Source organism: Microbacterium phyllosphaerae (assembly GCF_017876435.1).
Taxonomy (GTDB): Bacteria; Actinomycetota; Actinomycetes; order Actinomycetales; family Microbacteriaceae; genus Microbacterium; species Microbacterium phyllosphaerae.
Map to the genome: position 1 here is coordinate 3,606,315 of NZ_JAGIOA010000001.1, position 26,207 is coordinate 3,632,521.

The 26,207-nt window shown below is 68.5% G+C and carries 22 protein-coding genes, 1 tRNA gene and 1 pseudogene; 10 read left to right on the forward strand and 14 right to left on the reverse strand.

Annotated elements, in window-relative coordinates; all coding sequences use genetic code 11:
• Nucleotides 1-72: 72 nt before the first annotated feature.
• Nucleotides 73-1,170 (reverse strand): alcohol dehydrogenase catalytic domain-containing protein, encoded by a 1,098-nt coding sequence (locus JOF42_RS17190; RefSeq protein WP_210098919.1) that lies wholly within the window; start codon nt 1,168-1,170, stop codon nt 73-75.
• A 116-nt stretch (nt 1,171-1,286) separates the two neighbouring features.
• On the opposite strand from JOF42_RS17190, the gene JOF42_RS17195 reads away from it, so the two are divergent.
• Both JOF42_RS17195 and JOF42_RS17200 read left to right on the forward strand, forming a co-directional pair.
• Nucleotides 1,287-2,678: a PucR family transcriptional regulator gene (locus JOF42_RS17195; RefSeq protein ID WP_210098920.1), complete on the forward strand. Its 1,392-nt coding sequence runs from the start codon at nt 1,287-1,289 to the stop codon at nt 2,676-2,678.
• Nucleotides 2,679-2,781: 103 nt separating this feature from the next.
• The gene (locus JOF42_RS17200) at nt 2,782-4,149 is read left to right on the forward strand and encodes a D-alanyl-D-alanine carboxypeptidase family protein (protein WP_210098921.1); all 1,368 of its coding nucleotides are present in this window, start codon (nt 2,782-2,784) and stop codon (nt 4,147-4,149) included.
• 53 nt (nt 4,150-4,202) lie between these two features.
• Here the strand turns inward: JOF42_RS17200 and JOF42_RS17205 are convergent.
• A tRNA-Ser gene (locus tag JOF42_RS17205) sits at nt 4,203-4,293 on the reverse strand.
• Between the two features lie 125 nt (nt 4,294-4,418).
• Between JOF42_RS17205 and JOF42_RS17210 the strand changes: the two genes are divergently transcribed.
• Nucleotides 4,419-5,195 carry a hypothetical protein gene (locus JOF42_RS17210; RefSeq protein WP_210098922.1) on the forward strand — a complete coding sequence of 259 codons (777 nt, stop codon included), beginning with the start codon at nt 4,419-4,421 and terminating at the stop codon, nt 5,193-5,195.
• 104 nt (nt 5,196-5,299) lie between these two features.
• On the opposite strand, the gene cydC is transcribed toward JOF42_RS17210, so the two are convergent.
• The 5 genes and pseudogenes from cydC to JOF42_RS17235 all read right to left on the reverse strand — a co-directional run bounded on the left by cydC (nt 5,300) and on the right by JOF42_RS17235 (nt 11,953).
• Nucleotides 5,300-6,973: a thiol reductant ABC exporter subunit CydC gene (gene cydC / locus JOF42_RS17215; protein WP_210098923.1), complete on the reverse strand. Its 1,674-nt coding sequence runs from the start codon at nt 6,971-6,973 to the stop codon at nt 5,300-5,302.
• A pseudogene (gene cydD / locus JOF42_RS17220) lies at nt 6,970-8,565 on the reverse strand (thiol reductant ABC exporter subunit CydD); the annotation flags it as partial. The pseudogene cydD and the gene cydC, both read right to left, overlap by 4 nt.
• Nucleotides 8,566-8,746: 181 nt before the next feature.
• Complete coding sequence (gene cydB, locus JOF42_RS17225) at nt 8,747-9,769, reverse strand: cytochrome d ubiquinol oxidase subunit II (protein WP_210098925.1); 1,023 nt, start codon at nt 9,767-9,769, stop codon at nt 8,747-8,749.
• Between the two features lie 14 nt (nt 9,770-9,783).
• Nucleotides 9,784-11,199 carry a cytochrome ubiquinol oxidase subunit I gene (locus JOF42_RS17230; protein WP_210098926.1) on the reverse strand — a complete coding sequence of 472 codons (1,416 nt, stop codon included), beginning with the start codon at nt 11,197-11,199 and terminating at the stop codon, nt 9,784-9,786.
• Nucleotides 11,200-11,308: 109 nt separating this feature from the next.
• Complete coding sequence (locus JOF42_RS17235; protein WP_210098927.1) at nt 11,309-11,953, reverse strand: helix-turn-helix transcriptional regulator; 645 nt, start codon at nt 11,951-11,953, stop codon at nt 11,309-11,311.
• 100 nt (nt 11,954-12,053) lie between these two features.
• Here JOF42_RS17235 and radA point away from each other — a divergent pair, with 100 nt between their 5' ends.
• Nucleotides 12,054-13,421, forward strand: coding sequence for a DNA repair protein RadA (radA, locus tag JOF42_RS17240; RefSeq protein ID WP_210098928.1), 1,368 nt, complete (start codon nt 12,054-12,056; stop codon nt 13,419-13,421).
• Between the two features lie 147 nt (nt 13,422-13,568).
• Here radA and JOF42_RS17245 read toward each other — a convergent pair whose 3' ends face one another.
• From JOF42_RS17245 to JOF42_RS17260, 4 genes are all read right to left on the reverse strand, one after another.
• Nucleotides 13,569-13,979, reverse strand: coding sequence for a dehydrogenase (locus JOF42_RS17245; RefSeq protein ID WP_210098929.1), 411 nt, complete (start codon nt 13,977-13,979; stop codon nt 13,569-13,571).
• Between the two features lie 324 nt (nt 13,980-14,303).
• Entirely contained in the window at nt 14,304-14,960 is a 657-nt protein-coding gene (locus tag JOF42_RS17250) for a hypothetical protein (protein WP_210098930.1), read from the reverse strand.
• A gap of 9 nt (nt 14,961-14,969) precedes the next feature.
• The gene (locus JOF42_RS17255) at nt 14,970-15,473 is read right to left on the reverse strand and encodes an amino-acid N-acetyltransferase (RefSeq protein ID WP_210098931.1); all 504 of its coding nucleotides are present in this window, start codon (nt 15,471-15,473) and stop codon (nt 14,970-14,972) included.
• A gap of 173 nt (nt 15,474-15,646) precedes the next feature.
• A complete protein-coding gene (locus JOF42_RS17260; protein ID WP_210098932.1) occupies nt 15,647-18,172 on the reverse strand; it encodes an ATP-dependent Clp protease ATP-binding subunit in 2,526 nt (841 codons plus the stop codon).
• A 227-nt stretch (nt 18,173-18,399) separates the two neighbouring features.
• Between JOF42_RS17260 and JOF42_RS17265 the strand changes: the two genes are divergently transcribed.
• Genes JOF42_RS17265 through JOF42_RS17275 form a run of 3 tightly spaced genes read left to right on the forward strand, consistent with a single transcriptional unit; the run spans nt 18,400 to nt 20,029 of the window.
• Nucleotides 18,400-19,020, forward strand: a complete 621-nt coding sequence (locus JOF42_RS17265; RefSeq protein ID WP_210098933.1) for a DUF2975 domain-containing protein — start codon at nt 18,400-18,402, stop codon at nt 19,018-19,020.
• Entirely contained in the window at nt 19,020-19,802 is a 783-nt protein-coding gene (locus JOF42_RS17270) for a hypothetical protein (protein ID WP_210098934.1), read from the forward strand. The genes JOF42_RS17265 and JOF42_RS17270 overlap by 1 nt, the downstream gene beginning before the upstream one ends.
• The gene (locus JOF42_RS17275) at nt 19,799-20,029 is read left to right on the forward strand and encodes a helix-turn-helix domain-containing protein (RefSeq protein ID WP_210098935.1); all 231 of its coding nucleotides are present in this window, start codon (nt 19,799-19,801) and stop codon (nt 20,027-20,029) included. Before JOF42_RS17270 ends, JOF42_RS17275 begins: the two co-directional genes overlap by 4 nt.
• A gap of 162 nt (nt 20,030-20,191) precedes the next feature.
• On the opposite strand, the gene JOF42_RS17280 is transcribed toward JOF42_RS17275, so the two are convergent.
• A complete protein-coding gene (locus JOF42_RS17280) occupies nt 20,192-20,560 on the reverse strand; it encodes a YbjQ family protein (protein WP_210098936.1) in 369 nt (122 codons plus the stop codon).
• Nucleotides 20,561-20,666: 106 nt separating this feature from the next.
• Here JOF42_RS17280 and JOF42_RS17285 point away from each other — a divergent pair, with 106 nt between their 5' ends.
• Together JOF42_RS17285 and JOF42_RS17290 are read left to right on the forward strand one after the other, a co-directional pair.
• Complete coding sequence (locus tag JOF42_RS17285) at nt 20,667-21,014, forward strand: hypothetical protein (RefSeq protein WP_210098937.1); 348 nt, start codon at nt 20,667-20,669, stop codon at nt 21,012-21,014.
• 137 nt (nt 21,015-21,151) lie between these two features.
• The gene (locus tag JOF42_RS17290; RefSeq protein ID WP_210098938.1) at nt 21,152-22,576 is read left to right on the forward strand and encodes a dicarboxylate/amino acid:cation symporter; all 1,425 of its coding nucleotides are present in this window, start codon (nt 21,152-21,154) and stop codon (nt 22,574-22,576) included.
• Nucleotides 22,577-22,664: 88 nt separating this feature from the next.
• Here the strand turns inward: JOF42_RS17290 and JOF42_RS17295 are convergent, their stop codons facing one another.
• Nucleotides 22,665-24,395 carry a cation:proton antiporter gene (locus JOF42_RS17295; protein ID WP_210098939.1) on the reverse strand — a complete coding sequence of 577 codons (1,731 nt, stop codon included), beginning with the start codon at nt 24,393-24,395 and terminating at the stop codon, nt 22,665-22,667.
• Nucleotides 24,396-24,450: 55 nt separating this feature from the next.
• Entirely contained in the window at nt 24,451-25,629 is a 1,179-nt protein-coding gene (locus JOF42_RS17300; protein ID WP_210098940.1) for an FAD-dependent oxidoreductase, read from the reverse strand.
• A gap of 78 nt (nt 25,630-25,707) precedes the next feature.
• Between JOF42_RS17300 and JOF42_RS17305 the strand changes: the two genes are divergently transcribed.
• Complete coding sequence (locus tag JOF42_RS17305; protein ID WP_210098941.1) at nt 25,708-26,193, forward strand: MarR family winged helix-turn-helix transcriptional regulator; 486 nt, start codon at nt 25,708-25,710, stop codon at nt 26,191-26,193.
• The last annotated feature ends 14 nt before the right edge of the window (nt 26,194-26,207 follow it).

The window sequence follows — 26,207 nt, forward strand, 5'->3', positions numbered from 1 at the left end:
AAGGGGTGCTCCTTCGCATCGGGTCGGTCGGAGTGGTGCTGTGAGGGGGTATGGCGTGTGGTTGAGAGGCGATCAGGGGATCAGGAGGGTGCGCAGCGCCTGGCCGGACTCGAGCTCGGCGAATGCCTCCGCAGCCTCGGCCAGCGGGCGCCGGGAGGAGATGAGCGGGTCGAGGATCAGCTGGCCGTCCATGTACCGGTCGACGAGGGCCGGGATGTCGATGGCGGGGCGCACCGACCCGTAGTTCGAGCCCAGGATGCGCTGGTCGGCCTCGGCGAGCACGAGAGGCTCGAACGACGCGCGGGCGCCGGTCGGGGGCAGACCGACGATGACGGCCGCGCCGCCGAGGCCGAGCATCTCGATCGACTGTTCTGTCGTGACGGTGCGGCCGATCGCGTCGAACGCGTAGTCGACACCGTCGGGCAGAAGAGCCCGGAGCTGCGCGACCGCGTCGCCGTCCGGGGCGACGATCCGATCGGTGGCGCCGAACTGTGCGGCGAGGCGGGTCTTGTCTTCACGCACGTCGATCGCGACGATCCGTTCGGCACCGGCGAGCCGCGCGCCCTGGATCACGTTGAGGCCGACGCCGCCGCATCCGATCACGGCGACGAGCGCACCGGGTTCGACACCGGCGGTGTTCATCACGGCACCGACACCGGTCGCGACAGCACAGCCGACGACGGCGATGACGTCGAGCGGGGCGTCGTCGCGCACCTTGATGGCACCGGATGCAGGAACGACGACCTCTTCGGCGAACGAGGAGACACCGAGGTAGTGGTGGATGGTCTCGCCGTCCTTGCTCAGACGCGAGGTGCCGTCGAACAGCACGCCGAGCGGAGCCACGACCGTCGCCACCTTCTGGCAGCGTGCCTCGTGGCCGGAGCGGCAGTAACGGCACTCGCCGCACGGCGGCACCCAGCTGAGCACGACGTGGTCCCCGACCGCGAGCGACGTGACGCCCTCGCCCAGCTCGGTGACCACACCGGAGCCCTCATGCCCCATGACCATCGGCGCGGGAGCATCCCACTCCCCCCGCTTGACGTGCAGGTCGGAGTGGCACACGCCCGCAGCGGCGATCTTCACGCGCACCTCACCGGCAGCCGGCGGTGCGAGCTGCACCTCGGTGTGCTCGATCGGACTGTCGGTGTCGCGGAATACGATGGCCCGCATGTGGCCCCCTTCGTTCGTGTCGGTCGGGCTTCATCGTAGAAACGCGGCCGCTCTCATGTCATTCATCGAAATGATGATCTGAGATACCGATACTCGACATTCCTTATACTGCGGATATGACGCGGGACCTCGCATCGATCGCTCGCCTGCTCGGCGCGACCCTCGTCGACGGCGGAGCGCTGGGCCCGAAGGCTCCCGTGTCGAGCGTCGTCCCGCTCGTCGACTTCGCGGTCGTGCCGCATCCGCAGTTCGCGACGCTCGTCGTCGGCCACCCCGCAGAGATCGTGACCGCACTCGAGAGCGACGATCGACGAGACCGACTGGCGCACGCCGTCGTGGTGGTCACCGGACCGCTCGACGACGTGCCGGACGACGTCACCGCGATCGTGGATCCGGACATGGAGCCCTCCGTCGTGCTGCCGACGCTCCAGGCACTCCTCGCGACGGATGCAGCGGCGGAGGACCGGGCAGTGCTCGCCGCCACGAAGGTGCTGGCGCTCGCAGCCCGCCGCAGCGGCGTGGCCGGCGTCGTGGCCGAACTCGCCAGGAGACTCGACGGATGGGCGGTTCTGCTCGATCGTGACGCGCAGCCCATCGCCTCCGCCGGCGCGGGCGCGCTGCACATCGGGGATGCCGTGGCCGTCGCCTTCAACCGACCGGTGCGGGTGCGAAGTCGAGCACTGCAGGTGCATCCTGTCGGCACGGACGACGACATGTCGGCCTTTCTCGTCGTGACCGCACGGAGCGGATCGACGAGCCGCGCCCGAGATCTGAGCTCTCAGGCGGCCGCGCTGCTCGACCTGCTCTTGCGCACCCACGACGGCAGCCGTACCGAGAGACTCGGCCGAGCGACGATGATGCGCGTCCTCGAAGACGGCGGGCCCACCGCTCTCTCCCTCGCACGGGAGTGGGGCGTGCGGGATCGCACCCTGGCCGCTTTCACCCTCTCGGCGCGGTCCGCCAGCGTCGACGCCGAGCGAGTGGTGATCCACTGGCTCGAAGACCTCAGCGCCCCGCACCTGCTCACCGCCGCACACGGCACGGTGTCAGGCTTCGCTCGCGACGAGCACGTCGACGAGCTGGCCCGTCGTGCGACGGCCTTCTCCGTGCCCCTTCACCTGGGCCTCGGGTCCTCAGCGCCGATCGATGCGCTCGCGATCTCGACCGAGGAATCGCGCCGAGCGCACGATGCTGCCGTCACCGAGAGGCGTGCCGTCGTCCGCTACCGCGGCATGCCCACGGTGGAACTCGTGCTCGACAGGCTCTCCCCCGCCGACGCCCGGCGGCTGACGTCACTGCTCGAGCCGCTCCATGACGCCGATCTGATCGAAACACTGAGGTGCTTCCTCGCGGAGAACGGCGCCTGGGGGACGGCGGCGGCCCGCCTCGGCATCCATCGGCAGACGCTGACCGCGCGCATGCACCGCATCGAACAGCTCACCGGACTATCGATGTCGAGTCCGGACGACCGGGCCGCCGCGTGGATCGCACTCCGGGCGTGGGCCTGACGCTTGTCCCCCGAACGGCCGATACCGGAGGCCCGCAGCATCCGCGAAGATGGCCTTTTCTGAGGATTGCCAGCGACAGGTGGCGCGCGATGAGGGGCTCTCGATGACGACACCCGATCAGCCGGTGGATGAGCTGTCCGATTTCGCGGCGCTCATGGCGCACGAGCAGGAGTTCGGCGGCGATCGGGTCGACCCAGCGGTGCGCAGAAGACGCCGGCGACGAGGCCTCATCATCACCGCCGTCTGCCTCGTCCTGCTGCTGGCGATGACCGGAGGCTACGTCGGCTGGGCGCTCACGGCGCCGGTGGATCCGCCGGCGGTGACCACTCACACACCAGAGGTCCCGGTCGGCGCCGTCGCCGCCATCGCCGCGCCTGCCGCCGCGGCATCGGCGATCAGCATCGCCGGCGCCGACGCCTATCTGGGTGAAGGGGCAAGCGGATCCTGGTCGACGACAGGCACGGGCGAACCGCTTCCGATCGCCAGCATCACCAAGCTGATCACCGCCCTCGTCATCCTCGACGCGTCGCCGCTCAGCTCCGCGGATGACCCCGGGCCGACCATCACGTTCGGCAAGGCCGATCACGATCTCTACGACGAGTACTACGTGCGGGGCGCGACCATCGCTCCGATGCCCACCGGCACCTCGATGTCGCTGCATGATGCACTGGCCGTCATGCTCATCCCCTCCGCGAGCAACTACGCCGTCGCGCTGTCATCGCGGATCTTCGGATCGCAGAGCGCGTTCCTCGGGGCGACGCGCGAGTGGCTCGCCGCCCACGGGCTCACCGGAACGACGGTCACGGAGCCGACGGGAATCAGTCCGCGCAACACGAGCACGACCGCCGATCTGCTGGCGATCGCGAAGCTCGCCGCCGCGAATCCGGCGATCGCTCAGATCGTCGCGACGTCGTCGATCTCGATCCCCGGCGCCGGCCAGCTGCACAACACCAACGCCCTCCTCGGCACCTCCGGGATCACGGGACTCAAGACAGGAAACCTGGGCGAGGGCAGGCATAACCTGCTCTACACGGCGACACTCGACGTGGGCGCGGCCGACCCGCTCGCCGTCACCGGCGTCGTCCTCGGGGGTGCGTCGCGAGAGTCGGTGAACGCGACCGTGGTGGCTGCACTCGAAAGCATCCGCTCCGGTTTCCACCAGGTGCCCGTCTCGGCCGAAGGCCAGGAAGTCGGATCCGTGTCGACACCGTGGGGAGCCGCCGCCACGCTCGTCATCGGCGAGAGCGCGTCGATCTTCACGTGGTCGGACACGCCGATCGAGGTGACCATGGACATCAAGACCCCGCCCACGTACCGCGACGGCACGGTCGTGGGAAGCGTCACCTGGACGGCCGGCCCGAACACCGTCACCGCTCCCGTGACGATCGCAGGGACCATCGACCCGCCCACCGAATGGTGGCGACTGACGCACCCGTCCGAGCTCGGCACCCCGTGGGATGCCGGGGACTGAGTTGCTCCGCAGGGCGGATGCGGAAAAACCCCCTCACGAGGAGGGGGTTTCCATGGCGGTGACGGTGGGATTTGAACCCACGGTAGGGGGTTACCCTACACAACTTTTCGAGAGTTGCACCTTCGGCCGCTCGGACACGTCACCGCGGACAAGCTTACGACACCGGGGGCCGCGGCGCGAATCGAGCGCGTTTTACCCGGTCGAGCCTCGGTCGACCGGTGACCCCGCTGGTTAGGATGGCCTAAGGCATCCGTCACGGAGGGGACGCAATGGGTTTCATCACATCAGCGGCGCTGGCAGAGACCGGATACGTCGTCCTCGACGACCACGATCAGGCATCCGACCCTGCCGAGTGGCTCGACCTCGCGTACATCGGCTGGCGCTCGTCGGGCGTCACGCGCTTCGCACCTCTCGCGAGCTACGCCGGCGAGATCGAGTGCAACGGCTTCTGGAACCAGACGCCTCCCCGCACCGACAAGGACGGCGTGTGGGTCGACTCGCAGGTCGCGATCGCTCCCACCCTGCAGCGCCGCGCGCTCGAGCCCGGCGCCGGAGTCGGCCGCTGCCGCGTGATCGAGCTGCAGCCCAACGAGTACGCGGATGCCGTCTACAACCTGCACCAGGACGACAACAACCGCCTCAACGAAGACGGCACCGGCTGGGTCGTGCGCGGCTACTACAACCTGTCGGATGACTCGGAGTCGCTGCTCCTCCTGCGGTCCGACCGGTTCGATCCGGCGACCGAGATCCGCCTGCCCCTGCGCGAGGGGTCGCGCATCATCGTCGACACCCAGCGCTTCTGGCACGCGGTCTGGCACCGGGGCACAGCCCCGCGGTACGCACTGATCACCTCGTGGACGTCAGGCCCAGAACTCGACGCCTACATCGAGGCGAACCACGGCGACCCGCACCCGGTGACCGTCGACCTCGATCCGCGCCTCGTCGACGACGCTCAGGTCGAGCTGCACCGACGCATCGAAGAGCGCCGTCGCGCATTCGAAGCCCAGGGCATCGTCATGGAGCCACGCGCCGACCTCAGCGTCTGACGGGGCCGGTCGCCCCGTTTCGACTCGTCGCTGCGCTCCTCGCTCACCGCCCGAATCGCTCCCGCTCGTTGAGCGAGCGCAGCGAGGCGAAGCGCGCCACCCGACTACGCCGAGACGGTGCGTCCGTCTTCCAGCCGGACCACGCGATCGACCGTCCCCGCCGGCGGCGCGACATGCGAGATCAGCAGCACCGATTGCTCCCCCGCTGCCTGCAGCAGGTCGCGCAGCAAAGCATCGGATGCATCGGGGTCGACGCCCGCCGTCGGCTCGTCGAGCACGAGCACGGGGAAGCCGCGCAGCAGAGCCCGTGCCAGAGCGATGCGCTGCGCCTGACCGCCCGAGACGAGCCCACCCCGGTCGCCGACGCGGGCGTCGAGCCCGCCGCGCTCGCGCACCCACTCGCCGAGACCGACCCGGTCGAGCACGGCGAGCAGCTCGTCATCCGTTGCATCGTCCCGCGCGAACAGAAGGTTCTGGCGGATGTCCTCATCGAACAGCTGCGGGCTCTGCTCGCACAGCCCGATCGTGCGGCGCAGAGCGGGGCCTGACAGCGCCGCAGCATCCATGCCGCCGACGGAATACTCGCCCTCGACCCGCAGGAATCCGACGAGAGCCGCGGCCAGCGAGCTCTTGCCCGCCCCGCTCGGGCCGGAGACGAGCACGCGCTCCCCCGGCCGCAGATCGAGATCGATGCCCCGCAGCGCCGGCGTTCCGCCCGGCCACCACGCACGGACATCTCGGAGCGTCAGAGCGGGAACGCCGGAGATCTCGACATCCTCTCCGTCATCCGATCGCAGCTCGGCGGGAACCTCGGAGGGCAGCACATCGACGACGCGTGCGGCGCTCGACCGCACGCTCCGCCAGGATGCCGCCGCGATCGGCACTGCACCGAAGACTTCGAAGACGACCATCGGCACCAGCACGGCTACGGCCAGCCAGGGGCCGTCGATTCCACCGGTCGCAAGTCCCGGGGCGGCGACGGCGAGCGCCCACACCGACGCCGCACCGGCCACGGCCGAGACCGCACCGGCGGCGATCGCCTGCGCGAGCGACGCTGTGCTCACTGCACGGCGAAGTTCGACATCCGCCTGCCGCACCCGCTCTCGGGCCTGCGCCTCGGCGCCGTACGCGATCAGCACGTCGAGAGCGCCGAAGTAGTCGGTCAGCGCCGCCGACAGGTCGCCTCGGCGGCGCGAGACGGCGGCCTCTGCGCGTGACCCGAACAGCCACCCCAGACCGATCGCGGCCGCGGCGGCGATCACCAGGCACGCGGCGAGCGTGAGCGCGGCCGGCACCGACACGAACAGCAGGAACACGACCGCTCCGAGGGCGACGAGACCCGACACCGCGAGCGGCTGCACCACCCGCAGCGGCAGGTTCTGCAGGTTCTCGACGTCATCGACGAGCGCGGACTGCACCCGGCCGTGGTCGGTGCGACCGAGCCCGGCGGGCGACAGAGGGGTGAGGCGTCGAACCATGTCGGCGCGAGTGGAGGCCAGCTGACGCAGCGCCGCATCATGTCCGCTCAGGCGCTCGAGGTAGCGGGTGACGGCACGCGACACCGCGAAGAACCGCACACCCACGACAGCGATCGACAGCGGTACGAGCGAGTCCACGATCGACGCGCTGACGATCAGCCAGCCGCTCACGGCGAGGAGGCTCACGGCGGCGCCCGCCGACAGGAATCCCCAGATCGCGCCAGGCAGGAAGCGACGCAGCGGCGGTTGCGCGAGGCGGAGGATGCCGCGCACGCGCGCCGCGGTGGTGGTGCCGGTCATACCCTCACCCCCAGCTCGACGACGTGATCGGCGATCGCCCTGGCCGAGCGGCGGTGCGAGACGAGGAGAATCGTGGCGCCGGCATCCGCCCGCGCGCGCAGCGACGTCCAGAGCCGCTCCTCGGTGTCGGGGTCGAGCGCGCTGGAGGGCTCATCGAGCGCCAGCACCGCATCCTGCCGAACAGAATGCCGATACAGCGCTCGGGCGACCGCGACGCGCTGCGCCTGCCCGCCCGACAGCCCGCTGCCCTGCACACCCAGTTCGAACGCCGGGTCGAGGTCGTTCGCGCACGCGTCATCCAGGGCGTGGCGGATGCCGTCGGCATCCGGCGCCTCATCGCCCAGCGCCACGTTCTCGGCGATCGTGCCGCGGCTCAACTGCGGGCGCTGTCCGCTCCACGCCAGCCACTCCGACGGGGCGAGCTCGCGCACATCGACGCCGCCCATCGTCGCCGAGCCCGAGAAGTCGACCGCACCGCGCAGAGCCGCGAGCAGACTCGACTTGCCCGCGCCGCTCGGCCCCTCGATCAGGGTGATGGTTCCGGGGGTCGCGGTGAACGAGACCGGCGGCAGATCGCGCACCCGCAGGTCGGTGACGACGAGGTCTCGCGCGTTCGCGCTCCGCGACTCCGGAGAGTGCGACGCCGAATGCGACCGATCAGCAGAACCCGACCCGACTGCCACCTGATCTCCGGAGTCAGGGAGCGCGGACGCCCGAGCCGCGGCCGAATCCAGCACCTCGAACACATCCTCCGTCGCCGCGACACCCTCGGCGGCGGCATGGAACTGCACACCCACCTGACGGATCGGCAGGAACGCCTCGGGGGCGAGCAGCAGCACGAACAGGCCGACCTCGAGCGACAGGTCACCCGACAGCAGCCGGAATCCGACCGCGACGGCGATCAGCGCCACGGCGATCGAGGCCAGCAGCTCCATCGCGAAGCCCGACAGGAACGAGAACCGCAGCACCTTCATGGTCTCGCGTCGGTACTCGTCGGCCGTCGTCTCGATCTGCGCGGCGGCGCGGCGCTCGCGCCCGAACAGACGCAGCGTCGAGAGACCCTGCACGGTGTCGGCGAACCGGGCCGCGAGGCGCTGCAGCGTCTGCCACTGCGTGCGCTGCACCGTGCGGGTCGCGATGCCGATCAGGATCAGGAAGAGCGGGATGAGCGGCAGGGTGATGATCGCGGTCAGCCCGCTCGGCCAGTCCTGCCACCACATGACCGCCACGAGCACCGGAGTCGCGATGACGGTGAGCACGAGCTGCGGGATGTACCGGGCGAAGTACGCGTCGAGCGCCTCGAGCCCGTGGCCAGCGGTCACAGCGAGACCCGCCTGGTTGCGCTGCGCGAGCCAGCCGGGTCCGAGCTTCCCGACCGCTGCGATCAGGGCGGCGCGCAGCTGCATCCCGGTCTTTGCCGCCGCGCGCGTACCGGCGGCATCCGAGGCGGCGATGAGCACTCCGCGGAGCGCGGCGAGACCGAGCAGCCAGAACAGGGATGCCGTGACGTCACGCCCGGCGAGCGCGCCGGTGACGGCATCCGTCAGCATCCACGCAAATGCGACCGTGACCGCGGTCTGCGCGACGCCGATCACGCCCGACAGCAGCAGGAATCCGCGCGCCGCGCTCGCATACCGGAGCAGGCGGATGTCGACGGGCTTCACCGCTCCACCTCGTCCATCACGAAACCGGGAGAGGTCGCTCCGGTCGCAGTTCGTGCCGCTCCCTGTTCAGGAAGACGGCACGAACTGCGACCGGAGCAGAAGACGACTCTCACGCGTGCGCCGGAGCTCCCTCGATCGAGCTGCGGGTGACGCGCTTGCGGAAGATCCAGTACGTCCACGTCTGGTACGCCAGCACGAGCGGCAGGGCAATCAGGGCGGTCCAACTCATGATCGTCAGCGTATACGGCGTGCTCGACGCGTTCTCGATCGTCAGGCTGAACGCGGGGTCGATCGTCGACGGCATGACATACGGGAACAGCGCCGCGAACAGCATCACGACAGCGGATGCCACGGTGCCTGCGCCGAACGTGAACGCCCACCCGTCGAGCCGGCGCAGCGACGCGACGACCGCCGCCACGAGAGCGAGAGCAGCCACGAGGCCGCAGGCGATGACGAAGTACAGCAGCGGTGCCTCGCGCCCGGCGGCCATCACGACGGTCCAGATCACGGTGACGGCGGCGGCGAGCACGGTCGGCACGGCCGCGAGCTTCACCAGGCGACGAGCATCCTCATGCACCTGTCCGTCGGTCTTGAGCGCCACGAACAGCACGCCGTGCAGGAAGAAGAGCAGCAGCGTCGTGACGCCGACCAGCAGCGCGTACGGGTTCAGCAGGGCGAAGAAGCCGCCCACGTAGACGTGGTTCGCGTCGATCGCCACCCCCTGCACGATGTTGCCGAACGCGACGCCCCAGAGGAACGCGGGAACCGCCGAGCCGATCACGATCATCCGGTCGAAGCCGCGCTTCCACTTCGCCGACTCGCGCTGGTGCCGGTACTCGAACGACACCCCTCGCAGGATCAGCGCGAGCAGGATCAGCAGCAGCGGCAGATAGAACCCGCTGAACAGCGTCGCGTACCACTCGGGGAACGACGCGAACAGGCACGCGCCGGCGACGATGACCCAAGTCTCGTTGAGATCCCAGATGGGGCCGATCGTGTTGATGACCTGGCGACGCGAGACGTCGTTCCTGCCGAGGAACGGCAGCGACATGCCCACACCGAAGTCGAACCCGTCGAGCACGAAGTAGCCGACGAAGAGGAAGGCGACGATCCAGAACCACATGTACTCCATGACTGATCCCTTTCTCAGTACACGACAGACGGCAGCTGGGCCGTCTCCTCGTGGGGCTGCTCTTCGGTGTCGGGGCCCTTCTGCGCGGCCTTGATGATGAGGCGGATCTCGACCACGGCCAGCGCCGCATAGATCGCGGTGAAGGCGATCAGCGAGATCAGCACCTCGAGGCCGCTCACACCCGGCGAGACGCCGTCCTGCGTGGTCATGAGCCCGAACACGATCCAGGGTTGCCGGCCCATCTCGGTGAAGACCCAGCCCATGATGTTGGCGACGAGCGCGAGCGGGAACGACCAGATCGCGAGCTTCCACATCCACGGAGCCGGGGGCTTCTTGGCGCCCTTGCGGGTGACCCAGAGTCCGACGACGGCGACGAGCGCGGCGGCCATGCCGAGGCCGATCATCCAGCGGAACGCCCAGTACGTGACCCAGAGGATGGGGGCGAACTCAGTGAGGCCCGTGTCGGCGAACGTCGTGGCGTACTCGGCGTTCAGGTCGTTGATGCCGTGCACGCATGCGTCGAACGTGTGCGTCGACAGCAGCGACAGCAGGTACGGCACGCGGATCGAGAACAGCTCGGAACTGCCGTCGGGCGTGCCGAGGGTGAAGATGCTGAAGGAGGCGTCGGGGCCGCAGACCGTGTTGAAGGTCGCCTCGGCGGCGGCCATCTTCATCGGCTGCGCGGCGTACATCGCGAGTCCGAGCTGGTCACCCGTGAGCACGACGCCCGCGGTCGAGACGATCATCGCCCAGAGGCCGAACTTCAGCGAGATGCGCATGGTGTCGAAGTGCTGCCCCCGCGCTAGGTGCCAGGCCGAGACCGAGATCACGACGCCGGCGGCGAACATCAGCGCGCCGAAGATCGTGTGCGGGAAGGCGGCGAGCGCGACGGGGTTCGTCAGCAGCGCCCAGAAGTCGGTGAGCTCGGCGCGGTTGGTCTCGGGGTTGAAGACGTAGCCCACAGGGTTCTGCATGAAGGCGTTGGCGGCGATGATGAAGTACGCCGACAGGATGCTTCCGATCGAGACACACCAGATCGTGGCGAGGTGCAGCTTCTGCGGGAGCTTGTCCCAGCCGAAGATCCAGAGGCCGATGAACGTCGCCTCGAAGAAGAAGGCGAGCAGTCCCTCGAACGCGAGCGGGGCACCGAAGACGTCACCGACGAAGCGGGAGTAGTCCGACCAGTTCATGCCGAACTGGAACTCCTGCACGATGCCGGTCACGACGCCCATGGCGAAGTTGATCAGGAAGATCTTGCCGAAGAACCGCGTGAGGTGCAGGTACTGCACCTTGCCGGTGCGCACCCACGCGGTCTGGAAGATCGCCGCGACCAGGGCCATGCCGATCGTCAGCGGCACGAACAGGTAGTGGTAGACGGTCGTCAGACCGAACTGCCATCGAGACAGGACCAGCGGGTCGAGCCATTCCATGAGCCACTCCTTCTTCCGTGCCCTGGTTCTTCTGTGTGCCGAGTGCCACGCTAACCACGTGACCGCCGCCCCCGAGGGGCCGCGGACCGTGAATAAGTCAGACGCACGCCTAGGCGGCGGTCATCTCCGTCAGGCGCAGTTGCACGGTGCAGTCCGCCGGCAGGGCGGAGGTGCGCACGGCCTCGGCAGCGAGCGGCCCACCGGCTTCGGTGAGCACCCCCTGCATGAGACCGAGGTGCACGGAGCACAGCATCGGACGGTCTTCGGCGCGACCCGCGGCGTGCGGGCACGGGCTGAGATCGACAGTGAGCTGCTCGTCATCGACGACGGGCTCGAAGCCGCTCTCCTCCAAGTGTTCGATCAGGGCATCCAGCTGGTAGGTCGCGTCGCGACCCAGAGCGGAGGCGGATGCGGGCAGCACGCGGCGCAGCAGGTCACCGCGCTCGGCGGCGGCCTTGGCCTTGTCGCGAGCGATGGGGCTGGAGGCATCCGCCATACCGGTGGCTGCACTGTACAGAGTGCGCGGCCGACCTCGGGTGGTGCGGTGCTCGCTGGCCTGGATGACGTAGCCGCCCTCGATCAGGCGCTGCAGGTGCTCGCGCACCGTGTTGGGGTGGAGACCTGTGGCGTCGCAGAGCTCACCGATCGTGCGCTCCGCCCGCGTCCGCGTCGTTCCGCCTTCGAACAGCGCGTGCAGGATCCGCACGCGCGAGAAGGTCGAGATCGGCCCGCAGACGGGCCCGCCGTTGGCCATGAACCCAGTATCCCGTTGTGCTGCCGGCGTGGGGAACGATTCGGCCGTGAATAATGCGCCCCGCAATAGGGATGTCGGATACCGGCGATAGCCTGGCTGCATGGCCACCCGAAAACCCGCTCCCCCCGCCTATGTCTGCACCGAATGCGGGTGGACGACGGCGAAGTGGGTCGGTCGCTGCGCCGAATGTCAGCAGTGGGGCACGGTGCAGGAGCAGGGCGCACAGACCGGCATCCTGAGCCGCATCACCCCGCTCGCGCCCACGGCCGCGAAGGCCGCTCGCCCGATCACGCAGATCACCACCGAAGACGCCCCGCGCCGCACGAGCGGTGTCGGCGAGTTCGACCGCGTGCTCGGCGGCGGCATCGTGCCGGGTGCGGCGATCCTGCTGAGCGGCGAGCCCGGCGTCGGAAAGTCCACGCTGCTGCTCGAGGTCGCGGCCCAGGCCGCACGGTCGGGGCGGCGCGTGCTCTACGCGAGCGCCGAGGAGTCGCCCGCCCAGGTGCGTCTGCGCGCGGAGCGCACCGGAGCGCTGCACGACGAGCTCTACCTCGCCAGCGAGACCGACCTCGCGACGATCCTCGGGCACATCGACGAGGTCGCCCCACAGCTCGTGATCGTCGACTCGGTGCAGACCGTGTCGTCGTCGCTCATCGACGGTGCGGCCGGGCAGCCCAGCCAGGTGCGCGAGGTCGCGGCCACCCTGATCCGCGTCGCGAAAGACCGCGGGCTGCCCGTCATCCTCGTCGGTCACGTCACGAAAGACGGCACCGTGGCCGGGCCCCGCGTTCTGGAGCACCTCGTCGACGTCGTGTGCCATTTCGAGGGCGACCGGCAGACGTCGCTGCGCTTCATCCGCGCCCTCAAGAACCGCTTCGGGCCGACCGACGAGGTCGGATGCTTCGAGATGACGGGTGCGGGCATCTCCGAGGTTCCCGACCCCTCGGGCCTCTTCCTCTCGCAGGGCGAGACGGAGCCCGGCACGTGCGTCGCCATCTCGCTCGAGGGCCGCAGGGCGCTGCCCGTCGAGGTGCAGGCGCTGACGATCAACACGACCGCACCGAACCCTCGCCGCGTGGTGCACGGACTCGATTCCTCACGGGTGGCGATGGTGCTGGCGATCCTCGAACGCCGCGCGGGAATCAAGACCAGCACCCTCGACGTCTACGTCTCGACCGTCGGCGGAGTGCGCTTCACCGAACCGGCCGCCGACCTCGCGATCGCCATCGCCGTGGCCGGGTCGATCCAGCAGATCTCCGTGCCGCGCACGGTCGCCGCGGTCGGCGAGCTCAGCCTCGCCGGAGAGATCCGACCCGTCACCCAGTCGGCGCAGCGCAGGTCCGAGGCCTCTCGCCTCGGCTACGAGCAGGTGGTCGACGACCGTTCGAAGACGCTGCGAGCGGCTCTGAACGACGTCCGCTCGCGCAACACCACCCGGCGTCGCGAAGCCGACATCCCGCCGTTCTGATCGGCCGCCCGTACGCCGTTCCCACGGACCGTGCCTCTTCCACATGGCCGCTGCCAAGCGGGGTCACTTCCGCACCTCAATCCCCCGCAAGCGATGCGAAAGTGACCCCGCACAGATCTCAGGTGCGAAAGTGACCCCGCACAGACCTCAGGCGTCGAGTGCCTTGAGCAGCTCGTCGGGCGACGCCTGCATCGGATGCGGCCCGGCGATGTCGAGGAACACCGTGGTGATGGGGTGCGCGACGAGGAACTTGCGCAGCCAGTCGGCCGTGTAGATGCCGACGCCGGGCGGAAGGTTGGCCGGCTTGTTCTTCGCGTCGCTGAACAGCAACAGCGCCAGGTCACCCGACTTCGGGTCGCGGTAGGTCCACACCTCACCGCTGTCGAGCGGATTGTCGCGAGCACCCGGCTTCACGAGCGGCACGACGGTCGTGCCATGGCGCAGCGCCAGGGCGACCGCGGCGATGTCCTGCTTCTCGAGCGCCTGCGCGAGAGCATCCGACCGGAAGTCCTCGGGCGCGGGCTTGTTCTTCGCGGACTTCGCCTTCTTCGATGCCATGCATCCAGCTTATTCAGCCCTCGACCGCGGCTCACCGCCGAGGCTGACGCTCACGGCGAAACGCAGAGCCGCACACGCGACCCGGAGCGGAGAAGATTGGGGCCCTCTCGAGTCCTCCATTGGGGACTGGGGTACTCGAGAGGGCCCGCTGACCCTCGGGGCGGCAGTGTCGAAGCGCTGGGGACGCTGTGTTCGACGCCACTGGGGATGGCATGCGCCGCAAGTCTGCGAGGGTCACCCCAATGGTATCCCAAAGAAATCGCAGTGTCACCCGAAACTGAGTTCAGGACTGTATTCAAGACCTTTGGCCAGGTCCGCTTGCCCTCAGTAGAGCAGGATCTGCGCGGTGGTCGTTCCCTTGAAGCCACCGATCTCGACCGCCACGTGGTACGACGCACCCCCGCCGGGCGCCCGCGGACGGTTCTCCTGCGCGCAGGTCTCGACGCTCGAGCGTGTGCGATCCCAGGTCACCGGCACCTTGCTCGTCACCGTCGCGCCGGCTGCGAGCGTGGCGATCATGCTGCTCGGGTTCTCCTGGCAATCGGTCGAACGCCACCACACGTCCGAGCCGCTCGACACCGTCAGCACCTGGGTCGTCGACCCGACATCGATCGCGCAGTCGGTGGAACCACGATTCGTCAGCGAGATCGACAGCTTCGGCAGGACTCCGGCCTGGTACGAATCCGCGTCGGTGACCGCCGCGACCTCCACGTCCTGCGCCCTGCAGGCCACGATGCCGGGCGTCTCGTCAGCCGACGGCTCGGGTGAGGGAGACTCGGCGGCAGTCGGATCGGGCGACGTCGACGGCGTCGACGACGCGGACGCAGACGGGGTCGGTGAGGGAGTCGCATCGGTCGCATTGGCCCACGGCCGCGCCACGAGCAGCCACACGGCGGTGACGATGAAGGCGACGAGAAGGATCAGGGCGACGAGGGTCACGAGTCGCCGGCGACGATAGACGGCGGCGGAGTGACGGGGCATGAGTCCAGGTTAGTTGAGCCTTTTCAGCATCCTGGTGTTGCCGAGCGTGTTCGGCTTGACGTGCGCGAGGTCGAGGAACTCCTCGACACCGGCGTCGCCGCTTCGCAGCAGCTGGGAGTACACGTCGGGGTCGACGACCTGCTCGCCGATGGTGGTGTAGCCGCGGCGTCCGAAGAAGTCGATCTCGAACGTGAGGCAGAACAGCCGACTGAGGCCGAGCTCCCTCGCCTGCTCCTCGAGAGCTCCGACGATGGCCCCTCCGACCCCGTGGTGCAGCCAGTCGGCGCGGACCATCAGGGTGCGCACCTCGCCGAGGTCTTCCCAGAACACGTGCAGCGCACCGCATCCGATCAGCTCGCCGTCAGCCTCGGCCACGACGAACTCCTGCACGGCGCCGTAGAGCACGGCGAGATCCTTGCCGAGGAGGATGCGCTGCTCGACCATCGGCTGCAGAAGATTCCGGATGCCGATGATGTCGGCGCTGCGCGCCGGACGGACGATGTACTCGCTCACACCGTCAAGCCTAGAACCCGAGACCTCCACAGACGCTGAAGTGGCCCCCACCCGTTCGAATCGCTCACTTTGCAGACAGTCCGGCCCGAAACCTGCAAAGTGCGCGATTCGAACGAGGGTCCCGGACATGCAGAAGGGGCGGATGCCGCAGCATCCGCCCCTTCTGACTCAGGTCACTCTCCGCTGGCGATGGCCAGGTCGGGGGTGCCGGGGATCGCTCCGCCGGTGTTGACGCCGACCGCGACCTGCTCGCCGCGCGGACCGTGCTCGAAGAGGAACTCGCCGTCCTTCGAGTCGACCTTCACGTGGTCGCCGGGGTTCAGCTCACCGTGCAGGATCTTCTCGGACAGACGGTCCTCGACCTCGTGCTGCATCGCGCGACGCAGCGGTCGGGCACCGAGTGCCGGGTCGAACCCGATCTCGATGAGACGCTCCTTGGCGGCCTGCGAGAGCTCGATCGTCATGTCACGGTCGAGCAGACGCTCTCCGAGACGCTTCGTGAACAGATCGACGATCTGCACGAGCTCGCTCTTCGACAGCTGCGGGAACACGATGATGTCGTCGACACGGTTGAGGAACTCGGGCTTGAAGTTGCGCTTGAGCTCTTCGTTGACCTTGCCCTTCATCCGCTCGTAGGTCGTGGCGTTGACGCCCTCGATCTGGAATCCGACCGGACCACCGGCGATGTCACGAGCACCGAGGTTGGTGGTCATGATGATGACGGTGTTCTTGAAGTCGATCACGCGGCCCTGACCATCGGTCAGTCGACCCTCTTCGAGGATCTGCAGCAACGAGTTGAAGATGTCCGGGTGGGCCTTCTCGATCTCGTCGAACAGCACCACGCTGAACGGCTTGCGGCGCACCTTCTCGGTGAGCTGGCCGCCCTCTTCGAATCCGACGAATCCGGGAGGGGCACCGAAGAGACGCGAGACGGTGTGCTTCTCACCGAACTCGCTCATGTCGAGCGAGATGAGAGCAGCCTCGTCGTCGAACAGGAACTCGGCGAGCGCCTTGGCGAGCTCGGTCTTTCCGACGCCCGTGGGGCCGGCGAAGATGAACGAGCCGGAGGGGCGCTTCGGGTCCTTGAGACCGGCACGCTGACGACGGATCGTCTTGGAGAGAGCCGCGATGGCCTCCTCCTGACCGATGACGCGCTGGTGCAGCGCCTTCTCCATGAAGACGAGTCGCGAGGACTCCTCTTCCGTGAGCTTGAAGACCGGGATGCCGGTGGCCTGTGCGAGCACCTCGGCGATCAGACCCTCATCGACGACCGCCTGGGTGGCGACGTCGCCCGAACGCCACTGCTTCTCGAGGCGCAGGCGCTCGGCGAGGAGACTCTTCTCCTCGTCGCGCAGCGATGCGGCCTTCTCGAAGTCCTGGTCCTCGGACGCGACCTCTTTCTGCTCGCGGACCTTGGCGATCTTCTCGTCGAATTCGCGCAGCTCGGGCGGGCTCGACAGGATGCTGAGGCGCAGGCGTGCGCCGGCCTCGTCGATCAGGTCGATCGCCTTGTCGGGCAGGAACCGGTCGGAGACGTAACGGTCGGCGAGGTTCGACGCCGCGACGATCGCGCCGTCGGTGATCTGCACCTTGTGGTGCGCCTCGTACCGGTCGCGCAGGCCCTTGAGGATGTTGATCGTGTGAGGGAGGCTCGGCTCGTTCACCTGGATCGACTGGAAGCGGCGCTCGAGAGCGGCATCCTTCTCGAAGTGCTTGCGGTACTCGTCGAGCGTGGTGGCACCGATGGTCTGGAGCTCACCGCGGGCGAGGAGGGGCTTGAGGATGCTGGCCGCGTCGATCGCGCCCTCGGCGGCACCCGCACCCACGAGGGTGTGGATCTCGTCGATGAAGACGATGATGTCGCCACGGGTGCGGATCTCCTTGGTGACCTTCTTCAGGCGCTCCTCGAAGTCACCGCGGTAGCGGGAACCGGCGATGAGAGAGCCGAGGTCGAGCGAGTAGAGCTGCTTGTCCTTCAGCGTCTCGGGCACATCGCCCTTGACGATCGCCTGGGCGAGGCCCTCGACGACGGCGGTCTTGCCGACGCCGGGCTCACCGATCAGCACGGGGTTGTTCTTGGAGCGACGAGACAGGATCTGCATGACCCGCTCGATCTCCTTCTCGCGCCCGATGACCGGGTCGAGCTTGTTGTCGCGTGCGGCCTGCGTCAGGTTGCGGCCGAACTGGTCGAGCACCTGCGAGCCGCCCTGGGCGCTCGGGGTGTCGTTCGACTGCGCACCGACGGCCGCCGGCTCGCGTCCGGGGGCACCTGACAGGAGCTGGATGACCTGCTGGCGGACCTTGTTGAGGTCGGCGCCGAGCTTGACGAGCACCTGGGCTGCGACGCCCTCACCCTCGCGGATGAGGCCGAGCAGGATGTGCTCGGTGCCGATGTAGTTGTGGCCGAGCTGCAGGGCCTCGCGGAGGCTGAGCTCGAGGACCTTCTTGGCGCGCGGCGTGAACGGGATGTGCCCGGTCGGCTGCTGCTGGCCCTGGCCGATGATGTCCTGCACCTGCTCGCGCACGGCGTCGAGCGAGATGCCGAGGCTCTCGAGCGCCTTGGCTGCGACGCCCTCACCCTCGTGGATGAGGCCGAGCAGGATGTGCTCGGTGCCGATGTAGTTGTGGTTGAGCATCTTCGCCTCTTCTTGGGCGAGGACGACCACTCGACGGGCTCGGTCCGTGAATCTCTCGAACATGCTGTGACTCCTTATTCGCACGGGGCGAAGCGCTGAGTCCTCGACGGTCTCCGCGCCTGTACATCGAGAGTAACCACCGTGCGGATGCAGTATGCCCGTGTTCGCCGTCGGCATAGCGCCGTGACGGCCGGTGACGGGAGCCCTCGCGATCGAGGCCTTGACCACCATATCGATTCTCGTTATGTTAACGACTATCGGTAATAACGAAGATCGATAAGGAGTGGATGATGACCTCGACGAAGAACCGCACCCTGTCTCGCGGAGACACCGGAGCACTGCTCGCGTTCTGCATCGCCGGGGTGATGATCGCGGCCTACATCACGGTGTATTCGATCGTCCGGATCATCGAACTCGCCCGCGGCGTGAACGTGCCCGTGCTCGTCGAGTTCATCAGTTCGAAGACTCCGGTCGACCTGCCGTTGACCTCGGGCGACACCGTCGCCGTCGGCCTCGACAGCGCCACGATCACCGCGCCGCAGCTGCCCGCGATCGCATCCGTGCCGGGGATCATCGGTCAGGTGCTGCAGATCGTCACGATCGTCGTCGTGATCGGATGCCTGATCCTGCTCGCCCGCAGCACGCTCAGCGGACGCGTCTTCAGCCGCCGCAACACCACCCTCGTCGCCACCGCCGGCATCACGGGACTCTTCGGCTTCTCGGCCGTGCGGTTCTTCGACAACATGCTCGCGAACGCGACGGTCGCCCACGTGACCGACAACGGCCTCGACAACGCCGTCATGAGCATCGAGCCCTTCACCTTCATCCTCGCGGCATTCGTCGTGGCTCTGATCGCCACGGTCTTCTCGATCGGCGATCGCCTGCAGCGCGACACCGAGGGACTCGTCTGATGTTCAGTTTCAGTGCGGACTCGGTATGGCTGTCGCTCGGCTACATCGGCATCGCTCTCGCCGTACTGGCGGTGATCGTCGCCCTGGTCGCGTGGCGCGGGCGACGGAACGGCAGCAGATCGATCGCGCTGGATGCCGCTCTGACGATCTGCGCGTGGTGGCTCATCTTCGCCGCGCTCGGCGCCGTGAGCATCATCGTCAAGGTGTTCGCGGTCGACTGGGCAGAACTGTCGGGGCGCACGCTGGTCCGGCTCGATTGGCCGTCATCCATCCCGTGCATCGACGCTGGCTCGATGACCGAGACGACCGCGACGGCCCTGACCTGCGGAGGGGCCGAGCTGACCGACTTCACCGTCGCCAACGCGTCGTTCGGCCTTCGCGCTCTCGCGGGTGCCGCGCAACTGAGCGCTCAAGCGCTTCCGGCGATCCCGGTCGTCATCCTCGCCGTCATCTGCTTCAACACCCTGCGTGGCCGCGCCTTCTCTCGCACGATCACCAGGGCACTCGTGGGCGGCGCGATCGCCGTGCTCGTGTTCGGCGTCGCTGCCGACCTGCTCGGCACGATCGCTGCCACCGCCGGCCTGCGCGAGGCGCTTCCCGCAGACAACGACTGGTATCCGGGGCAGTTCCAGCTAACCGTGACTCCGCTCCCCTTCGTCGGTGCACTCATGCTCGCTGCCCTCGCGGCTGTGTTCCGTGAGGGCCTGAAGCTGCAGAGCGAAAGAGATGACCTGCAACGGGCGAACGAGGCCCTCGAAGATGAGACGCGGGGTCTCGTATGACTCCGGCCGAGAACGACGACGAGTTCACCGGCATCCACTGCCGTCTCGACGAGCTCCTCACAGCGCGCGGGATGACGCTGACCGAGCTGAGCGCCCGCGTCGGCGTGAGCATCGTGAATCTGTCGGTGCTGAAGAACGACAGGGCACGGGCGATCCGGTATTCGACTCTGCGCGCGATCTGCGACGCGCTCGACTGCGAGGTCGGCGAGCTGCTCGTGCTCGCCTGACCGCCGGCGCGCGACGCTGCGCCTCGGTTCCGGTCGCACTTCGTGCCGCCTGACCGCCGGCGCGCGACGCTGCGTCGCGGTTGCGGTCGCACTTCGTGCCGCCCGAACGCGCCAGAGGCGGCACGAACTGCGACGGGAACCAGGGTCGGCCGACGAGAGCCGTCAGGCGACCGGATGCTGCGGATGCTGCGGCGGCTGGGGCTGCGCGACGGGCGCGAGAGGCTCGACGACCACGGCGGTGCCGTAGGCGCAGATCTCGGTGAAGTTCTGGATCGACCCGGCGTCGAAGCGCATCGCTACGATCGCGTTGCCGCCCCGCTGCTGGGCCTCGGCCCACATCCGCTGCATCACCACCTGCCGCGCCTCGTACATGACCTGCGTGTACTCGGGGATCTCGCCGCCGCCGAGCGAACGGAAGCCCGCAGCGAATCCCTGCCCGAAGTCGGTCGAGCGCACCGTCAATCCCATGACCTCCCCCAGCACCTGGGTGATGCGATAGCCGGGGATGTCGTTCGTCGTCACCATGAACATGAGGTCATCGTGCCAGAGACGCCTGGCCTCGGACAGAAGTGGAGTGGGGATTTGTCCCCATGCAAGCCCCTCTATGAATTCACTGTGAGCCGCTAGCGTCGTAGACATGAAGCTCAACGACCGGAACCTGCGCACCCCCGCCCGCCTCCTCATGGCGCTGCCCATCGCGGCCCTCGCCTTCTCACTCGCCGCCTGCGGTGGCTCCACCCGCCCCAGCGCCGACGACGTCGCCGCCGGTCTGGACGAGTTCTTCACGTCGCAGGGCCAGGAGCTCCCCGACGGCGCCTCCGAGTGCTTCGCCGGCTACCTGGTGGACTCCGAACTCAGCAACGAGACCCTCACGTTCCTCGCCAACGGCGAGGACAAGCAGTCGAGTGAAGCCGACAAGGCCCTGACGACGAAGATCCTTCAGGACAACCTCGACGAGTGCGCGACTCCGGACACCGAAGAGTGACACACGACGAAGGATGACGGATGCTTCGGCATCCGTCATCCTTCGTCATCTCGGCCCGCGGACTCCGGAGCGGCTCCTAGCGTTGATCAGGTCCGCGCGCTCCCCAGGCGCGCACCGATCCTGGAGTCCCCAATCCAATGAGCACCACCGTCCGCGCCACGAAGGCGCCAGACACCCGCGGTCCCGTCCGGAAGCTGCTGACCTCGTTCGGCTTCCAGATCCTCGCGGCCCTCGTCCTCGGCATCGCCGCCGGTCTCATCGCCCGCCAGCTGGGCGCGACCGCGGACAGCCCGAACGGCCTCTCGGCCACCCTCGACACGATCGGCAGCTCGTACGTCACGCTGCTGCGCACCGCCGTCGTGCCGCTGATCTTCACCGCGATCGTCGCCAGCATCTCGAACCTGCGCCGTGTGCAGAACGCCGCGCGCCTCGCCGGCCAGACGCTGCTCTGGTTCGCGATCACCGCGTTCATCGCCGTGACCATCGGCATCGTGCTGGGCCTGGTCATCCAGCCCGGCTCGCGCGCCGGTGACGGCCTCGAGCCGAGCGACCCGTACACGGTGGGCACGTGGTGGAACTTCCTCCTCGGCCTGATCCCGCAGAACTTCCTCGGCCTCAGCGTCGGCACGCAGGTCGACATCGACGCCGGCACGGCCACGTCGAGCGTGAACTTCAACATCCTGCAGGTCATCGTGATCGCCGTCGCCGTGGGCATCGCGGCTCTCAAGGCCGGCAAGAAGGCCGAGCCGTTCCTCGCGTTCACCGAGTCGCTGCTCAAGGTCATCCAGCGGGTGCTGTGGTGGATCATCCGCATCGCCCCGCTCGGCACGTTCGGTCTCATCGGCGCCGCGGTCGTCAAGTACGGCTGGGAGAAGCTCGCCTCGCTCGGCTGGTTCGCGATCGCGGTCTACATCGGTCTCGCGCTGGTGCTGTTCGTCGTCTACCCGATCCTCGTCAAGACCAACGGCCTGTCGATCAGGCAGTACTTCTCGGGCGTGTGGCCTGCGGTCCAGCTGGCCTTCGTCAGCCGTTCGTCGATCGGCACCCTGCCCCTCACCGAGCGCGTGACCGAACGCAACCTCGGCGTGCCCCGCTCGTACGCCTCGTTCGCCGTGCCGTTCGGCGCCACGACCAAGATGGACGGCTGCGCCGCGATCTACCCGGCCATCGCCGCGATCTTCGTCGCCCAGTTCTTCGGCATCGAGCTGAACCTCGTGCAGTACCTGCTGATCGTGCTCGTCTCGGTCGTCGGCTCGGCGGCCACCGCCGGAACCACCGGCGCGACGGTCATGCTCACGCTGACCCTGTCGACCCTGGGTCTGCCGCTCGAGGGCGTGGGCCTGCTGCTCGCGATCGACCCGATCCTCGACATGGGCCGCACCGCGGTGAACGTCGCGGGCCAGGCGCTCGTGCCGACCATCGTCGCCAAGCGCGAGGGCATCCTCGACGAGGAGCTCTACAACGCGCCGCGCGAGGGCCTGCCCTTCGCCGACGACTCCGACGACGACGCCCCCGAGACGGATGCCGCGGCATCCGAGAAGGAGCCGGCCGGCACCCGCTGACCCGCGTCCTCCGAGCGCCTCGCCCCTTCTCGGGGCGGGGCGCTCCTGCATGCGGCAGGTGCGTTCCCGTCGCGCTGAGCGCCCGCCGCTACGCGCGCCCCTGCTGCCGAGTGGCGCCGCGGGTGTCGAGCGCCAGCTCCTCGGCATCCATCGCGGTCATCAGCTCGCGCATGAGCTCCTCGTCGAGGTTGCCGGCGTCGCGCTCGGCGAGAAGGATGTCGCGGCGCACCTGCAGCCAGCCGCGCGACAGGGCGACGAGGTCGTCGTATGACGGCCTGGCCACGGCCTCCTCGACCTCCTGCGCCTCGTCGGTGTCTCGCTCGACCCGAGTCATGCGCTTCGTGAACGCGTCGAAGACGCTGAGGTCGACCTCTCCGTACTTCTGCTCCCACTCGACGCGCTTCTCGGCGAGGAACTCCTTGCCGGCCTTGCGGCTCTTCTCCCGGACCTCCGTGATCGCCCTCTCGTCGTCTTCGTCGTCGACGTCGCTGGCGATGCCGAGCCCGCGGATCAGCAGCGGCAGCGTGAGCCCCTGCAACAGCAGAGTGCCGACGGTGACGATGAAGGCGACGACGACGATCGCGTGAGACGGTTCGGTGTCGAGGGCCGCGAGATCGGCCGCGGCGAGCGCTGTCGCGAGCGTGACGACGCCGCGCATGCCCGCCCAGGAGATCACGGCGTTGTCCTTCCACGTCAACTGCAGGCCGGCCATCTGGTCGCGCAGGATCTTGGAGCGCAGCTCCTCGGCGCTGTAGCCCTTCCAGCGTTTCGATTCTCTGCGCCGCTCGTCGAAGGCGCCGGATTCGACCGTGCGATCCCAGCGTTCGAGACGCTTGCGGTCCTGGAAGTTCGCCCACCCGTTCGCCGGGTAGACGTAGAGCGGCCGCATGATGAGCACGACCAGCAGCACGGCGCCCGACAGCAGCAGGATGCGGCCGACTTCCTCGCCTCCGAGGTCGCTGAGGACGCGAGGGAACTGCAGGCCGATGTACGCGAACACGAAGCTCTCGAGCAGCAGATCGGCCGACAGCCACAGCGGCTTCTCCTGCTGCCGGGTCGTGTAGTCGGTGCGAGGGGAGTTGTATCCGACGTAGAGACCCATCGCGACGACCGCGAGCACGCCGGATCCCAGCAGGTGCTCGGCGATCGCGTACGCGCCGAACGGGGCGAGAAGCCCGAACGTCCCGATCACGACGGCGTCGTTGATGCGCATGCGCAGCTGGTGCAGCACGATGCCGAAGACGAGACCGATCGCGACGCCGACTCCGACGGCGAGCAGGAACTGCCCGACTCCGTCCCACACGGTGAGAGTGGCGCCGGCGATGATCGCCGCGAACACCCGGTAGAGCGTGAGCGAGGTCGCATCGTTGATCAGGCTCTCCCCCGAGAGCACCGTCATGATGCGCCGGGGCAGCCCGAGTTTGCGACCGATCGCCGCCGCCGAGACGGCATCCGGCGGCGCGACGATGGCACCCAGCAGCAGGGCGCCCGGCAGGGTCAGCGACGGCAGGATCCACCACGCCACGAGACCGACCGCGAGGGTCGTGAGCAGCACCAGGGTGATCCCCAGCCGGCGGATCTGCGGCAGGCTGCGCTTGAAGCCCACGAACGAGACGTCGAGCGCCGCCGAGTACAGCAGCGGCGGCAGCACGAGGTTGAGGAGCAGATGCCCGTCGATCTCGACGTCGGGCACGAAGGGCAGGAAGGATGCCGCGAGCGCGACGACCGTCACGAGCAGCGGCGCCGGCCAGCCGCGCCATCGCGCGATCGCCGCCACGACCACAGCACCGACGAGCACGTAGAAGATCTCGGCATCCATGGGGAAAGGCTATCGAAGCGGGCGGGGGCGGATGCGGGCATCCGCCCCCGCCCGTTCACCAGCGGATCACGTGGTTGTAGAGGTGGTCGTTGCGGGTGTCGGATGCCGCGCTGCGCAGGAACAGCGGCAGCATCGCATCCCGCATCGCGATCCCCAGCTTCGACTTCGTCACCCGCTTGTTGCGGTTGACCGCCCGCGCGTAGGCGACGACCTCTTCGGCGCGAGGCCTTCGGTCGTGTTCGTAGCCGGCGAACGCCTGCTCATGGTCGACGTCGTCACGCAGATGTCTGGCGAGTGAGATGGCGTCTTCGAGCGCGAGCGACGCCCCCTGACCGGCGCTGGGAGACGTCGCGTGCACCGCGTCGCCGACTGCCACGAGCCGTCCGCGGTGCCAGTGCGGCACGTGCGTGAGGTCGGCGAGCGGATAGGCGCCGATCTCCCCCTCGACGTGCTCGAGGATCTGCGGCACCGGGTGGGGGTCGTCGGCGTGCAGTGTGCGCAGCCGACGCAGCCACTCGTCGTCGGAGACCGCGCGGATGTCGTCACGGCTGGCGTTCCGGTCGGTGACGTTGGCGAACCAGTACACCGTTCCGTCGTCGCGCACCAGGTACCCGAAGAACGACTTCGCCCCGAACACCATGTACTGCTCCCCCGGAGTGGGCTCGAGACCCGGCACGCGCGAGAACCCTCCGACGCTGATCAGCCCGCTCGACGCCGGCGCCGGCGCATCCGGATCGATCGCCGTGCGCACGACGGATCCGACCCCGTCGGCGCCGACGAGCACGTCGCCGCTGGCCGTGGACCCGTCGGCGAAGTGCGCGACGACCCGGTCGGAGCGCTCCTCGATGCGCAGCAGTCGGGCTCCGAAGCGGTGGCAGATGCCGGCCGCGACGACGGCATCGTGCAGCACTTCATGCAACCAGGATCGGCGCACGACCACGCTGCCGCGGGCGGGGTCTGCGGCGGGGCCGTTCGGCACGACGCCCAGGGGGCGCCCCCGCCCGCTCACCATGACCATGCGCGGGCACAGGTGGCCGTCGGAGACGAGGCGCTCACGCAGCCCAAGCTGGTCGAGGACGGCCAGACCGTTGGTGGCGACGTTGAGGAAGAGCCCGCCGAACGGGTCGGGCGCACTGTGCGCCTCGAAGATCTCGACCTCCCACCCGGCGCGCTGCAGGAACAGGGCGGTCGCGGGGCCGGCGACCCCACCGCCGATGATGAGCGCCTTGGGCATGGGGCATCCCTTCGATAGTCTGAGAACAGAAGAGAGAGTCTCGTAAATAGAGTCTCTCTGATTTAGAGAGACTAATGGATGCCTGAGAAGCCGTCAACCCGTACTGCCGCGATCGCGCGCCAGGGCGAGGTGATGCGCGAGTTCATGGCCAGAGCGGTGCTCTTCCAAGAGGCCGTGGCGCGCTCGGGGGGCCTGAACGGCAGTGACCTGCAGGCGGTCGGACTGCTGCTGAGCGAAGGCCCTGCCACCCCCGGAGAGCTCGCTGCGCGCACGGGCCTGACCGCCGGGGGCGCCGTGACCGCGATGATCGACCGCCTCGAACGCGCAGGTTTCGTGACTCGGACACGTGACGAGAACGACCGCCGACGCGTGATCGTCTCGGCGGTCCCCGAGGCCGTGATGGGGCGGGTCGGGCACGTGTACGGCCGGGTCGCCGAGCGCTGGAACGAGTATCTCGACACGCTCACCGACGAGCAGATCGACTTCGCCAACGAGTTCCTCGTTCGCGCGGCCCGCCTCAACCAGGAGGAGACCGAGGCGCTGCACGGCGCCGCACGGCCCTGACGCATCGCGCAGCA

Excerpts from the sequence above, each read along its gene's own strand:
- JOF42_RS17210 (WP_210098922.1), top strand. The coding sequence starts at position 4,419 with ATGGGTTTCATCACATCAGCGGCGCTGGCAGAGACCGGATACGTCGTC.
- JOF42_RS17270 (WP_210098934.1), top strand. The coding sequence starts at position 19,020 with ATGTTCAGTTTCAGTGCGGACTCGGTATGGCTGTCGCTCGGCTACATC.
- JOF42_RS17235 (WP_210098927.1), bottom strand. The coding sequence starts at position 11,953 with ATGGCCAACGGCGGGCCCGTCTGCGGGCCGATCTCGACCTTCTCGCGC.
- cydC (WP_210098923.1), bottom strand. The coding sequence starts at position 6,973 with ATGACCGGCACCACCACCGCGGCGCGCGTGCGCGGCATCCTCCGCCTC.
- JOF42_RS17290 (WP_210098938.1), top strand. The coding sequence starts at position 21,152 with ATGAGCACCACCGTCCGCGCCACGAAGGCGCCAGACACCCGCGGTCCC.
- radA (WP_210098928.1), top strand. The coding sequence starts at position 12,054 with ATGGCCACCCGAAAACCCGCTCCCCCCGCCTATGTCTGCACCGAATGC.
- JOF42_RS17200 (WP_210098921.1), top strand. The coding sequence starts at position 2,782 with ATGACGACACCCGATCAGCCGGTGGATGAGCTGTCCGATTTCGCGGCG.
- JOF42_RS17305 (WP_210098941.1), top strand. The coding sequence starts at position 25,708 with ATGCCTGAGAAGCCGTCAACCCGTACTGCCGCGATCGCGCGCCAGGGC.
- JOF42_RS17275 (WP_210098935.1), top strand. The coding sequence starts at position 19,799 with ATGACTCCGGCCGAGAACGACGACGAGTTCACCGGCATCCACTGCCGT.
- JOF42_RS17190 (WP_210098919.1), bottom strand. The coding sequence starts at position 1,170 with ATGCGGGCCATCGTATTCCGCGACACCGACAGTCCGATCGAGCACACC.
- JOF42_RS17245 (WP_210098929.1), bottom strand. The coding sequence starts at position 13,979 with ATGGCATCGAAGAAGGCGAAGTCCGCGAAGAACAAGCCCGCGCCCGAG.
- cydB (WP_210098925.1), bottom strand. The coding sequence starts at position 9,769 with ATGGAGTACATGTGGTTCTGGATCGTCGCCTTCCTCTTCGTCGGCTAC.
- JOF42_RS17280 (WP_210098936.1), bottom strand. The coding sequence starts at position 20,560 with ATGTTCATGGTGACGACGAACGACATCCCCGGCTATCGCATCACCCAG.
- JOF42_RS17195 (WP_210098920.1), top strand. The coding sequence starts at position 1,287 with ATGACGCGGGACCTCGCATCGATCGCTCGCCTGCTCGGCGCGACCCTC.
- JOF42_RS17260 (WP_210098932.1), bottom strand. The coding sequence starts at position 18,172 with ATGTTCGAGAGATTCACGGACCGAGCCCGTCGAGTGGTCGTCCTCGCC.
- JOF42_RS17285 (WP_210098937.1), top strand. The coding sequence starts at position 20,667 with ATGAAGCTCAACGACCGGAACCTGCGCACCCCCGCCCGCCTCCTCATG.
- JOF42_RS17300 (WP_210098940.1), bottom strand. The coding sequence starts at position 25,629 with ATGCCCAAGGCGCTCATCATCGGCGGTGGGGTCGCCGGCCCCGCGACC.
- JOF42_RS17230 (WP_210098926.1), bottom strand. The coding sequence starts at position 11,199 with ATGGAATGGCTCGACCCGCTGGTCCTGTCTCGATGGCAGTTCGGTCTG.
- JOF42_RS17295 (WP_210098939.1), bottom strand. The coding sequence starts at position 24,395 with ATGGATGCCGAGATCTTCTACGTGCTCGTCGGTGCTGTGGTCGTGGCG.
- JOF42_RS17265 (WP_210098933.1), top strand. The coding sequence starts at position 18,400 with ATGACCTCGACGAAGAACCGCACCCTGTCTCGCGGAGACACCGGAGCA.
- JOF42_RS17250 (WP_210098930.1), bottom strand. The coding sequence starts at position 14,960 with ATGCCCCGTCACTCCGCCGCCGTCTATCGTCGCCGGCGACTCGTGACC.